13 protein-coding genes are annotated in these 12677 nt (G+C 40.6%); 12 read left to right on the top strand and 1 reads right to left on the bottom strand.

Going from position 1 to position 12677, the window contains the following annotated elements; genetic code table 11:
* The 7 genes from HR060_RS12640 to purF all read left to right on the top strand — a co-directional run.
* Positions 1–788 (top strand): FimV/HubP family polar landmark protein (locus tag HR060_RS12640; protein WP_281362613.1); only part of this gene is annotated, 788 nt, incomplete at its 5' end.
* A 116-nt stretch (positions 789–904) separates the two neighbouring features.
* Positions 905–1702 (top strand): tRNA pseudouridine(38-40) synthase TruA, encoded by a 798-nt coding sequence (truA, locus tag HR060_RS12635; protein WP_174200658.1) that lies wholly within the window; start codon positions 905–907, stop codon positions 1700–1702.
* A gap of 138 nt (positions 1703–1840) precedes the next feature.
* Positions 1841–2707, top strand: coding sequence for an acetyl-CoA carboxylase, carboxyltransferase subunit beta (accD, locus tag HR060_RS12630; RefSeq protein ID WP_174200657.1), 867 nt, complete (start codon positions 1841–1843; stop codon positions 2705–2707).
* A 4-nt stretch (positions 2708–2711) separates the two neighbouring features.
* Positions 2712–3998: a bifunctional tetrahydrofolate synthase/dihydrofolate synthase gene (gene folC / locus HR060_RS12625; RefSeq protein WP_174200656.1), complete on the top strand. Its 1287-nt coding sequence runs from the start codon at positions 2712–2714 to the stop codon at positions 3996–3998.
* 8 nt (positions 3999–4006) lie between these two features.
* Positions 4007–4603, top strand: a complete 597-nt coding sequence (locus tag HR060_RS12620) for an SPOR domain-containing protein (RefSeq protein WP_174200655.1) — start codon at positions 4007–4009, stop codon at positions 4601–4603.
* A 77-nt stretch (positions 4604–4680) separates the two neighbouring features.
* Positions 4681–5178 carry a CvpA family protein gene (locus HR060_RS12615; RefSeq protein ID WP_174200654.1) on the top strand — a complete coding sequence of 166 codons (498 nt, stop codon included), beginning with the start codon at positions 4681–4683 and terminating at the stop codon, positions 5176–5178.
* A 13-nt stretch (positions 5179–5191) separates the two neighbouring features.
* Entirely contained in the window at positions 5192–6703 is a 1512-nt protein-coding gene (gene purF / locus HR060_RS12610; RefSeq protein WP_174200653.1) for an amidophosphoribosyltransferase, read from the top strand.
* A gap of 69 nt (positions 6704–6772) precedes the next feature.
* On the opposite strand, the gene tolC is transcribed toward purF, so the two are convergent.
* Entirely contained in the window at positions 6773–8173 is a 1401-nt protein-coding gene (tolC, locus tag HR060_RS12605) for an outer membrane channel protein TolC (RefSeq protein ID WP_174200652.1), read from the bottom strand.
* A 125-nt stretch (positions 8174–8298) separates the two neighbouring features.
* On the opposite strand from tolC, the gene nudF reads away from it, so the two are divergent.
* The 5 genes from nudF to parE are packed head-to-tail and all read left to right on the top strand — an operon-like array spanning position 8299 to position 12668.
* Positions 8299–8934, top strand: a complete 636-nt coding sequence (gene nudF, locus HR060_RS12600; RefSeq protein WP_174200651.1) for an ADP-ribose diphosphatase — start codon at positions 8299–8301, stop codon at positions 8932–8934.
* A gap of 15 nt (positions 8935–8949) precedes the next feature.
* A complete protein-coding gene (locus HR060_RS12595) occupies positions 8950–9384 on the top strand; it encodes a DUF1249 domain-containing protein (protein ID WP_343044231.1) in 435 nt (144 codons plus the stop codon).
* An 18-nt stretch (positions 9385–9402) separates the two neighbouring features.
* On the top strand, positions 9403–10158 hold the full coding sequence (locus HR060_RS12590) for a metallophosphoesterase (protein WP_174200650.1): 756 nt from the start codon (positions 9403–9405) through the stop codon (positions 10156–10158).
* Positions 10149–10733, top strand: a complete 585-nt coding sequence (locus HR060_RS12585; protein ID WP_174200649.1) for a YqiA/YcfP family alpha/beta fold hydrolase — start codon at positions 10149–10151, stop codon at positions 10731–10733. Before HR060_RS12590 ends, HR060_RS12585 begins: the two co-directional genes overlap by 10 nt.
* A gap of 42 nt (positions 10734–10775) precedes the next feature.
* Entirely contained in the window at positions 10776–12668 is a 1893-nt protein-coding gene (gene parE / locus HR060_RS12580) for a DNA topoisomerase IV subunit B (RefSeq protein ID WP_174200648.1), read from the top strand.
* Positions 12669–12677: the final 9 nt, after the last annotated feature.

Here is a 12677-nt window from a genome sequence, read left to right as displayed (position 1 = left end):
CAGAGCCAGAGCCAGAGCCAGAGCCAGAGCCAGAGCCAGAGCCAGAGCCAGAGCCAGAGCCAGAGCCAGAGCCAGAGCTATCTCAAGAAGGTACTGTGGAAGAGTTAGACGAAATTGACTTCGATGACTTGATTGAGGAGTTTACCGAAGATCAAGTTGTCTCCGATGATATTTCCGATACAGATGACTTAGAGGAGCTATCGTTAGATGATTTACTTGAAGAAGAAGTCTCTGATAACGAGTTACCTGAAGTTGATGTAAATGATCCCGATCTTCAAGAGCTAACCGATTTAGAAAATGTCGACTTTGACGATATCTTAAGTGAAATAGAGCCTCCTGCGTCTGAAGTTTTAGCCGCTAGCCCTAGTATTGAAGATAGTGAAGCCCTTGCTGATATTGATATGGATTCACTATTAGCAGAAGAGCAAACTGCTGATGCGCCAATTGATTTACCATCTGAAGATACCGTTCGTGTAGAAGATGTGGAGTTAGTTGATATCGACGAATTACTCTCAGAAAGCGAAGATGCTGATGAAGTTGAGCCATACCGAGAAGGGGCTATCGATGTTGGACTCGATGAATTTATCGAAAAGGAAAATATTCAACTTGTCGATGTAGACCAAGCGAATGTCGCGGGTATGGGATCGGAGCTAGATTTAGCCAGAGCTTATATCGAGATTGAAGATATTGATGGTGCCGTGACTGCACTTGAAAAAGTATTAGATAAAGGGAATGAAATTCAAAAAGCGGAAGCAAAAGCGTTGATGGATAAACTACAGGCTGGATAACTTCAACTTGCAGACGTTCACAAAACAAAGCAGTGTCTAGTGCACTGCTTTGTGCTTTTTTGTTCCTGTAAAATTAGCTAAAATACCTTCTTGATTTTTTCCAAAATGAGAACAGTATGCGTTTTGCCCTAGGTGTAGAATACAATGGTGCCAATTATTCTGGTTGGCAAAGACAAGGTGACAAATATATTATCGGTGTGCAGCAACGCATCGAAGAAGCCTTGAGTAAAATTGCTAATACACCTATTGAAGTTGTTTGTGCCGGACGTACTGATGCAGGAGTGCATGCAACAGGGCAGGTCGTTCATTTCGATTCCCCAATTGAAAGGCCAAATTCTGCATGGACTTTGGGTATGAATACGCTAATGCCAGAGGATATTGCTATTAGGTGGGCGCAGCGAGTCGATGTTGACTTTGATGCCAGGTTCAGTGCCACTGCTAGGCGTTATCGTTACGTTATTTACAATGATGACTACCGACCTGCAATTTTAGTTAACGGTCTTACCCATATTTATAGTTGTGAACTTGATGCTGATAAGATGCATCAAGCTGCTCAAGCCTTAGTTGGCGAACACGACTTTACTTCTTTTAGAGCTGCACATTGCCAATCCAACACACCATTTAGAAATTTGACACATATTAATGTCACTCGGCAGGGCAAATACATCGTAGTTGATGTGCAGGCAAATGCCTTTTTACACCACATGGTCAGAAATATTGTGGGGTCATTAATAGAAGTCGGTGCAGGTGAGCAAACCGTTGAATGGATTGGCGATTTGTTGACATTAAAAGATCGTACCCAAGCCGGTGTAACGGCTAAACCAAATGGTTTGTATCTCGTTAAAGTTTTTTACCCAGATGCGCTTGGAATCCCTACCACGCCACTAGGTCCGTTATTTTTAGCTGATAATTAAAAAAATATGACAAGTTTGAGAGTTCGGCTTAAAAAACAATGTCATTTGTGATTTAATAACGTCAATTTTTTTGGTTGCGCCCAGAGTGCGCAATTTACAAACACATTATTACCTCAAGTTGTGGATCAGAGATAACTCATGAGTTGGATTGAAAAGATACTGCCGAAAACAAACACTAAATCTGAGAAGAAAGCAAACGTACCAGAAGGTGTTTGGGCAAAATGTACATCTTGTAAAGCGATTATTTACAACGCTGAACTTGAGCAACAATTAAATGTTTGTCCTAAGTGCGATCACCATATGCGTATAAGCGCACGTCGTCGATTAGAAACTTTCCTTGATACAGCTAACCGCACTGAATTAGGCGCAGACTTAGAGCCACAAGATAAATTAAAATTTAAAGACTCTAAAAAATACAAAGACCGTATTGCTGCGGCGCAAAAATCTACGGATGAAAAAGATGCGTTAGTCGTTATGGCTGGCACGGTTAAAGGTGTTCCTGTTGTAGCATGTGCTTTCGAATTCAGCTTTATGGGTGGCTCAATGGCCTCTGTCGTGGGTGCTCGTTTTGTTCAAGCTGCTGAATACTGCCTGAAAAATGATTTACCACTTATTTGTTTTTCAGCAAGTGGCGGCGCTCGTATGCAAGAAGCGTTATTCTCACTTATGCAGATGGCTAAAACATCAGCTGCACTAGCTAAAATGAGTGATAAAGGCTTACCTTACATTTCAGTTTTAACAGACCCAACAATGGGTGGTGTATCAGCTAGTTTAGCCATGTTAGGTGATGTTAATGTCGCTGAACCAAAAGCGTTAATCGGTTTTGCAGGTCCGCGTGTTATCGAGCAAACTGTTCGTGAAAAGCTTCCTGAAGGCTTCCAACGCAGCGAATTCTTATTAGAAAAAGGCGCGATTGATATGATTGTCGATCGTCGTCAGATGCGTGATAAGTTGGCAGGATTAATTGCCAAAATGATGAATCTTCCTTCAATCGAACAGTACTAAATCTGTGGAACCTTCATCAGTTGCAACCAAACCTGAATCGCTTCAGGCTTGGTTGCAGTATTTAGAAATTATACACCCTGCGAATATTGAACTGGGACTAGCAAGAGTTCAAACCGTCTTCCAACGCCTTCAACTAAATTTCTCTCAAACTAAAACTATTTTAGTCGGTGGTACTAATGGTAAAGGAACCACATGTCGTCTATTACATGATATTTTGTTAGCTCAAGGTTTTAGTGTTAGTAGTTATAATTCTCCTCATTTAATCGATTACACTGAACGCGTTACTGTAAACGCCAAACATTTATCTGAACAAGCACATTGCGAAGCGTTTACTGCAATTGAAGCAGCTAGGCTTGATGGTGATGAAATCACATTAACTTACTTCGAAATGGGCACCCTTGCTGGCTTGTATTTACTGGCTCAAGTTCAAGCTGACTATACCATTATTGAAGTGGGGCTAGGTGGCCGTTTAGATGCGACTAATATCATCGAACCTGATATTTCTGTCATTACCACAGTTGATTTAGATCATACCGATTGGCTAGGGGATACGCGTGAAAAAATTGGTTATGAGAAAGCCGGAATATTTCGCGCAGAGGGTAGAGCCGTTTGTGGTGATCTCAATCCGCCTAAATCTGTACTAGCACATGCCGAGTTATTGGGCTGTCCGATTTCAATAAGCCAAATTGATTATAGCTTTCAAGAACTTGAACAAAGCTGGCGTTTTACCAACAGTCATTACTTCTTTGCTGAGCTCGTTAAACCCGCTATGCCGATTCAAAATGCGGCAAATGTCCTACAAGTTTTAACTGAGCTGGGTATTGATTTGTCAGAGCCTGCACTAAATAAGGTTTTCGCAGATTTTACCCTTCCTGGTCGTTGGCAAACTGTTGCCAACGAGCCCGAGGTTATTCTCGATGTTGGGCATAATCCACAAGCTGCAGGCTATTTAGCTAAGCAACTAAATGCACTTTTAGCAGCCAATCCTGATGCAAAAATTTACGCTGTAGTTGGCATGCTACAGGATAAGAATATGGCTGCTACGTTGGAGCAACTCTCCGGGATTTTTGAACACTGGTATATTGCTTCTATAGAAGGCCCAAGAGGTACAGACTCTAAAGAAAGTATCCATACCGTACCAAATAATGAACCGGCTTCGGCTTGTTGCTCTATTGTTGATGCGTTCAATCAAGCCTTATCACAAGCTCAACAATCTGATGTTGTTTTTGCATTTGGCTCTTTTTATGTGATTGCTGATGTGATGTCAGCCTTGGATATTAAGTTAACTTAGGGTTGTTTATGTCTCGCGCTTATTCAAATCGTTTAGTTGGTTCTATTGTCGTTATTGCACTTGTAGTGATTTTTCTACCCAATTTATTAGATGGTAAAAAAGTAAGTCACCAACAAAGTTTTCAAGAGATCCCAAGTAAACCAGAATTTGTCGAACCCAAGAACAACATTAAATTTAATGAAAGCCAATATCAGTCTGAAATAGCACAAGCACAAGAGGTTGTTTCAGACGAAATGCCAATAGACGAAGTGTTGGACGCAACTGAAAAAGTTCAAGAATCAGCTACAGCTAAAACTGATATTGAAATTTTGCCAGAAGAAAAGGTCATGGTCGAAGCTAAGCCTGAAACGCGATATCAGCGACCTGCTTGGGTTATTCAACTCGGTAGCTTTAAAAACAAAGCCAATGTCGAGTCATTAGTGGCTAAATTAAAACGAGAAGGTTATTTAGTCTTCACTAGGCCTATCAAAACACAGGCTGGCACTTTGACAAAAGTCTATGTTGGTCCTGATCTCGACAAGCAAAAATTGGATGCCATGATACCTGAATTGAACAAGTTGACTAAAACCAGTGGCAAGTTAGCTGTATACAAACCTGGTGAATAAGTTGTTTAGTCCAAAATATCATTTAGATTCTTCGCTAGATTCTGTTAGAATCCGCCGCAAATTTTGTAGGGGTTAAAATGCTCTGGATTGATTACGCCATATTAGCTGTTATTGCGTTGTCAACGCTGATAAGCCTAGTAAGAGGTTTTGTCAAAGAGGCTTTGTCTCTCGTGATATGGGCCAGTGCATTTTTTGTTGCCAGTCAATTTTATCAAGACTTGGCGACATACTTTACACAAATCAATGAACCAATGTTAAGAAATGCCGCTGCAATAGCGTGTCTGTTTGTAGCAACTATAATTATTGGCTCATTGTTAAACTATTTTATTGGCCATTTAGTGAATAAGTCCGGTTTATCCGGTACTGATCGCATGCTTGGTCTGGTATTTGGCGCATTGAGAGGGGTGTTAATCACCGCTGCCGTTCTATTTGCTTTAGATGCATTTACCCCCGCATCTGATGCAACATGGTGGCAAGGTTCCCTGTTAATTCCTGAATTTCGAATTGTTATCGAGTGGTTTTTTGAATATTTAAAAAACAGCTCAAGCTTTTTAGATAAAGTTAAGCCTGTATAAGAGGTACATTTAAATGTGTGGTGTCGTTGGTATAGTTGCCCATTCTCCAGTTAATCAAGCTTTGTATGATGCTTTAATTGTTTTACAACATCGGGGGCAAGATGCCGCGGGTATAATGACAATTAACAATGGCATGTTTAAGCTTCGTAAAGCTAATGGTTTAGTGAGTGATGTGTTTGAACAAAAACACATGTTCCGTCTTGCAGGTAACTGGGGTATTGGCCATGTTCGCTACCCAACTGCAGGCTCAAGCACTTCAGCTGAAGCTCAGCCTTTTTACACTAACTCTCCTTTTGGTATTTCACTTGCTCACAACGGTAACTTAACTAACGCTGCTGAGTTAAAGGAAAAGTTAAAGAACCAAGCCCGTCGTCACGTGAACACCTCTTCTGATTCAGAATTATTAATGAACTTATTTGCTCATGAATTATGTGAATCAGCATCTTGGGACCTTAAACCAGATGACATCTTCAACGCGGTTACCAAAGTAAACGAGCAAGCTAAAGGTGCTTATGGTGTTGTCGCTACTGTTATCGGCCATGGTTTAGTTGCATTCCGAGACGTCAATGGTATTCGTCCATTGGTACTGGGTGAGCGCGAATCTGAACAAGGTATGGAGTATATGGTTGCTTCAGAGAGCGTAGCGCTTGATGCAGTCGGCTTTAAGTTTGTTCGTGATATTGCTCCAGGTGAAGCTGTATTTATCACAGAATCAGGTGAACTTTTCTCTAAACAGTGTTCACCAGTGAGTGAGCTTTCACCATGTATTTTCGAATATGTTTATTTTGCTCGCCCTGACTCAGAAATCGATGGTATTTCTGTTTACGCTGCACGTGTTCGCATGGGCACAATGTTGGGTGAAAAAATTAAACGCGAATGGGAAAACGTAGATATTGATGTTGTTATTCCAATTCCTGAAACATCATGTGATATCGCCCTACAAATTGCACACACTTTAGATTTACCATATCGCCAAGGCTATGTGAAAAACCGTTATATCGGCCGTACTTTCATCATGCCAGGCCAACAGCAACGTCGTAAATCAGTGCGTCGCAAGTTAAACGCAATTGCAAGTGAGTTTAAAGGCAAGAATGTATTACTTGTTGATGATTCAATTGTTCGCGGTACAACTTCAGAGCAAATCATTGAGATGGCAAGAGAAGCTGGCGCAAAAAATGTTTATTTCGCATCTGCGGCACCTGAAATTCGCTTCCCGAATGTTTACGGTATTGATATGCCAAGCTCTACAGAGCTTATTGCTCATGGTCGTGAAGTTGAAGAGATTAACGACTTAATTAAAGCCGATGGTTTAATCTTCCAAGATATTAACGATTTAGTTACGGCCGTTAAAGGTGACGATGCGACATTCGAAAACTTCGAAACGTCTGTATTCACTGGTAGTTATGTGACAGGTGATGTTACACAAGAGTACTTACAGCATTTAGATCAGCTGCGTAATGATTCGGCTAAAGATAAATCAAGCCAAAATCAAACCGCTAGCTTAGATATTCATAATCTGAGCTAAGCAAAAATAAGTATAAAAAAACCTGCAAATTGCAGGTTTTTTTATATCTGAAGCTTTTAGCGCCTTTGTTTAAGACGGTAGCTGTGTTGCTTTGGCATCAGAGCTTTTACTTAAACCTCGGTTAAGCAGTAAAATATCTTCTTCATTTAAGTTACCCGCCGCTTGTTTTAGCTCTAACATAGAGCGGATGTACCCATAACGCGCGTTAGATAGATTGCGTTTTGCGTCGTATAAGTTACGTGTACTATTAAGTACATCAACGATGGTACGTGTCCCGACTTCAAAACCAGCTTCCGTTGCTTTTAGTGCGCTTTCAGCTGAAACTACAGACTGCTTGAATGCCGTTATACGTGAGATACTGGCTTTGACTGTATTAAACGAGTTGCGAACCGTGCGAACAGTCGTACGATAAGTTTGCTCTAGCTGTTGAGATGCGACAACATAGTTATGCTGTGCTTGTTCAACGAGTGCTGAAGTACGACCACCTGTATAAAGAGGTACAGATAACTGAATGCCGACGGTAACGCCATCTTGCTCATAGTCTGATTGACCAAAAGCACCTGCAAGTTCGTTATCGCCTTCGTTTTCAGACCATTGGTAACCTGCTGTCAGATCTGCTGTAGGGTAATGTCCAGCTGTAGCAATATCAATTTCTTGTTTTGCTATGTCTTTACCAATCTTTCTGCTGTTAACATCTTTGTTAAGGTTTTCAGCCAGTTTAACCCATTCCTCTGGCGTTGAAGGGGTTGGAATATTAGGGCTGAAACGCTCTGTGTTTAACTCATCGAGATTAGGGTAATAACCACCTGTAATTTCACGGAGGCTTTCTAAGGCTAGCTCAACATCATTTTCAGCTGAGATTTCTTGAGCCACAGCATTATCAAATTGAGCTTGCGCTTCATGAACATCTGTAATTGCCGTTAGGCCTACCGAAAAACGTTGCTTTGTTTGCTCTAGCTGACGTTCAATCGCTTTTTTCTCTGCGGTGACAAATTCTAAGTCGTCTTTTGCACTTAAAACATCTAAGTAAGCACTTACGGTACGCACAATTAAGCCTTGCTGGGCTGTTTCAAACAATAACTCTGCCTGTTTTACTTGTTTTTCAGTTTTAGACAGGTTTAACCAAGAATCGTGATGGTAAATTTGTTGTACTAAGTTGATGTTCGCAGAGGTTGTTTCAGAAGTAATATCACCCGTTTGATTAGTTAAGTTATCATCTCTTTCTAAATCAGAGTCTGAATAACCTAATGTGGCGTTTATTTGTGGTAAAAGAACCGATTCTGCGATGTCTAAACCTTTAAGGGATGCTCTTAAGTTTGCTTGTGCGGCAATAATTTGAGGATCATTTTTTGCTGCTTGCTGATAAATCTCTTGTAAGTTCTCTGCTTTTGCAAACGTGCTGGCTAAAATACCAGACGCTAAAGTGATTTTTACTATTTTATTAATTTTAGAAAGACCAAAGGTTTTCATTGCGATATCCTAAATATTCCCTATTGAATGAGCTACTTCTAATGTATCCAATTCTTTGAAAAAACTAAACAAATTGCTAGCTAAATATTTTTTAAGACCATTTTAGACCATAGAAAGGAAAAAAAGTGCCTAAACCAGATAAAAGTAACCCGTTTTTATTTAATAACGATGATGTTGAAATCATAAACAGAGATACTTTATTTCAAGGCTTTTTCAAAATCGATCAAGTTGAGTTTAAACACAAATTATTTGCGGGCGGTTGGTCAAAAACAGTTACACGCGAAGTATTTGAACGCGGTAATGCCGTTGCGGTACTACTTTTTGATTTTGAACGCGATGAGATCGTTTTACTCGAACAAATTCGTATTGGCTGTATGTTAAACAGTGATAAGCCATGGATGATGGAATTAGTCGGTGGCATGATTGAGCCAGGCGAAGAGATTGAAGAAGTTGCCCATAGAGAAACCCAAGAAGAAGCGGGTTTAACAATACAATCGCTGATGCCGATGACACATTACCTATCTAGTGCTGGTGGTACGACTGAGCGCATATACCTTTACCTGGCCAATGTTGATGCAACTCAAGCTGGAGAGATCTGCGGGTTAGAATATGAAGACGAAGATATTCGGGTTCATCGCGTCTCTCGAGCACAAGCAGTTGCATGGTTAGAAGATGGCACCATTGAAAATGCTGCTACCTATATTGCGCTACAATGGCTAGAATTACACATGCAAGATGTCATCAAGGCATGGAAAAAATAATAGAGAGTAGTAACTGTGGCTTTTACCCCTAAGTATGTTCCCGATTTAAATCAATTGATGGCTATTTGTGAGCAAAACTATTTTATTTTGCAACGCTTAGTGCGTGATTGGGAGCACTTGGCTGAATTGCGATTTGAAGCGTCGAGCCAGTTACAATACCGTATCAAGGTACTGACATGTGCTAAGTACACTAATGAGGTTGAAATCAGGCAGCTTTCACCAAGCTTACCAGCTATTTTGCAGCCTGAATTAGTACTTAGGGTTTATCATGATGCGCAAGTTTGCGAAGTTATCAAAAATAAAAATATTGCTCGTATTGCACCAAGTTATGATTACCCGAATGAAAAAATGCATCAAAAAGATGAAAAAACGCAAAACAACATCTTCTTAAACGACTGGCTAAAATTCTGTCTAGAACAAGGCATGGCTCACCCAGTACAGTTGGCGTAATTTTTTGAGAATAATGACTTGATTAAATTGGCACAAATTTCTGATTTTCACTTGTTTGATGATCCTTCTGTTCATCACTACCAAGTTAATGTGGCTGATAATTTCGCTAGAGTTATTAGCTATTTACATTCCATACAAGCTGAACTCAATTTGGTTTTAATGACAGGAGACATGGCTCAGCAAGTCAGCGCCGATACTTATAAACTCATTGCAAATATGATCACAAGTTACGACTGGGATATTCCTTTTTTTTGGTTGCTGGGTAACCACGATAGTGAAGTGCTTGCAAACGAGCATTTAAGTGGTAACCCATTTGTTTCTTCATTAAAGCAAAGTTACTTTTCTTTTGAGCAGTGGCAAGTTGTTGCACTTGATAGCACTGTGTTTCCAAGCCGTGGAGAAGGACAGCTGACAAAAGATAATATAGCAAAATTGGAAGCGCAGTTATCAGCAAGCAATCAGCCCACATTACTAGCATTACACCATCATTTATTGCCTTATGAGAGCTTTATAGATAACTACCCGCTGAAAAATAGTCAGTTGTTAGATGAAGTGTTGGCTAAATACCCGCATGTTAAAGCCATTTGCCATGGCCATGTTCATGCAGCCCATCATTATAAATATCAAAAAGTGCCTTGTTTTTCAGCGCCAGCGACTAGTTATCAATTCAAACATTTTTGCGATGACTTTGAGATTGCATCTATTCAACCTGGCTTTAACCTTATTTCTTTATTAGACAATACTACTGTGGACGTTGAACCAATATGGCTGTAACTAAACACATACTTTATTTACATGGTTTTTTAAGCTCACCGCAATCATTAAAAGCTCAGCAAACATTGGATTATATCACCCGACATCATCCTGACATTGAATTGATTATTCCTCAGTTACCTAATTGCCCTGATGAAGTTAAAAAGACGCTCGATAAGATTCTTAACCGTTATCAAGGCTCTTTAATTGGCTTTATCGGCAGTTCACTTGGTGGGTATTTATCGACTTGGTGTGCGTCTAAAACACAATTACCAGCGGTTCTAGTTAACCCCGCTGCGTATCCCTATATATTGTTGAGGGATTATATGGGGTGGCATACTCATCCGTACACAGATGAAAAATTTGAAGTGACTGATACTTTCAATCAAGGGCTCGTTGAATTGGACATCCCTAAACCGGGAGAGCTGCCATTGTGGCTTTTACTGCAAACCGGTGATGAAACATTAGACTACAAAGAAGCAGAGACTAAGTTTGAAGGTTGTAAAATGACCATAGAGCAGGGTGGTGATCACGCTTTTCAAAATTATCAAAATCACTTACCACAAATCATAGAATATTTACTGCGTTCGCATTAATATGGCGTCGTAAACCGAATTTATAATTAGAAAGAAGCTTATATGAGTAATCAAAACTATAACGCGGAAGCTATTGAAGTCCTCAATGGCCTAGAGCCGGTTAAACGCCGACCTGGTATGTATACCGACACTGTACGTCCCAACCATTTAGGTCAGGAAGTTATAGATAACTCAGTTGATGAAGCAATGGCCGGCCATGCTTCAAGCATTAAAGTCATCTTACACGACGATCAATCGCTTGAAGTGATTGATGATGGTCGCGGTATGCCAACCGATGTGCACCCTGAAGAGGGTATTCCAGGTGTTGAACTTATTTTCACTAAATTGCATGCCGGTGGTAAATTTTCTAATAAAAACTATCAATTCTCAGGCGGTCTTCACGGTGTTGGTATCTCGGTTGTTAATGCACTATCTAAGCGTGTAGAAGTAAACGTTCGCCGAGATGGCCAAGTATTTGAAATGGCGTTTGAGCACGGCGATAAAGTTTCTGATTTAACCGTAACAGGGACATGTGGTAAGCGTAATACAGGTACATCGGTTCATTTTTGGCCAGATGCAAGCTACTTTGATTCAGCCAAATTCTCTGTTACCAAGTTAATTCATAACTTAAAAGCCAAAGCCGTTTTATGCCCAGGTCTATCGATTGAGTTTCAAGACAAAGTCAATAAGGAAACTCATAAATGGTGCTACCAAGATGGTTTAACTGATTATTTGATTGAAGCAGTTAAAGGTTATGTATCATTACCAGAGCAACCTTTTGTTGGCAGTTTGGCTTCTGAAACAGAAGGGGCTGAATGGGCTGTGACTTGGTTACCTGAAGGTGGTGAGGCGCTAGCTGAAAGTTATGTAAACCTTATTCCTACAGCACAAGGTGGTACCCATGTAAACGGTCTAAGACAAGGTTTACTGGATGCTGTGCGTGAATTTTGTGAATTTAGAAACTTGATCCCTCGTGGCGTAAAGCTAACCCCTGATGATGTTTGGGATCGCTGTGCTTATATTCTCTCCGTAAAAATGCAAGACCCTCAATTTGCTGGTCAAACTAAAGAGCGTTTGTCTTCTAGGCAAACCGCTGCTTTTGTATCAGGTGTTGTAAAAGATGCATTTAGTTTATGGCTAAATGAACATACTGAAGTTGCTGAGCAACTAGTTGAGAACTTCATTGCAAACGCTCAAAAGCGCATGCGCGCTGCGAAAAAAGTCGTGCGTAAAAAAGTCACTCAAGGACCTGCATTACCTGGGAAATTAACCGACTGTACAACACAAGATCCAGCTCAAGGCGAGCTCTTTTTGGTTGAGGGTGATTCAGCCGGAGGCTCTGCTAAACAAGCGCGTGATCGTGAATTTCAGGCAGTGATGCCACTTCGCGGTAAAATCTTAAATACATGGGAAGTAGAATCAGGGCAGATCTTATCATCACAAGAAATTCATGATATCTCCGTAGCACTTGGTATCGACCCAGACAGTGAAGATTTATCAGGCCTGCGCTACGGTAAGGTGTGTATCTTAGCTGATGCCGATTCTGATGGGTTGCACATTGCCACTTTATTGTGTGCATTGTTTATGCGTCATTTCCGCACGTTAGTACAACAAGGCCATGTATTTGTCGCGATGCCACCGCTTTATCGAATTGATATTGGTAAAGAAGTTTACTACGCGCTTGATGAAGATGAGAAGCAAGGTATTTTAGATCGTATTCAAGCAGAGAAAAAACGTGGCAAGGTCAACGTTCAACGCTTCAAAGGTCTAGGCGAAATGAACCCAATGCAGCTTCGTGAAACGACGATGGACCCCAATACTCGCAGGCTAGTGCAGTTAACGATTGATGAGATACAAGCTACTCAGGAATTAATGGATATGTTACTTGCGAAGAAACGTTCTGGTGATCGCAAAGAGTGGTTAGAGAACAAAGGCGATCAAGTTGAATTAGCCTAACTTATAAAA

The sequence above is a fragment of the Marinifaba aquimaris genome (assembly GCF_013328345.1).
GTDB classification, from domain to species: Bacteria; Pseudomonadota; Gammaproteobacteria; order Enterobacterales; family Alteromonadaceae; genus Marinifaba; species Marinifaba aquimaris.
Note: the sequence above shows the minus strand (reverse complement) of the source record. Positions and strands in the feature narration are given on the sequence as shown.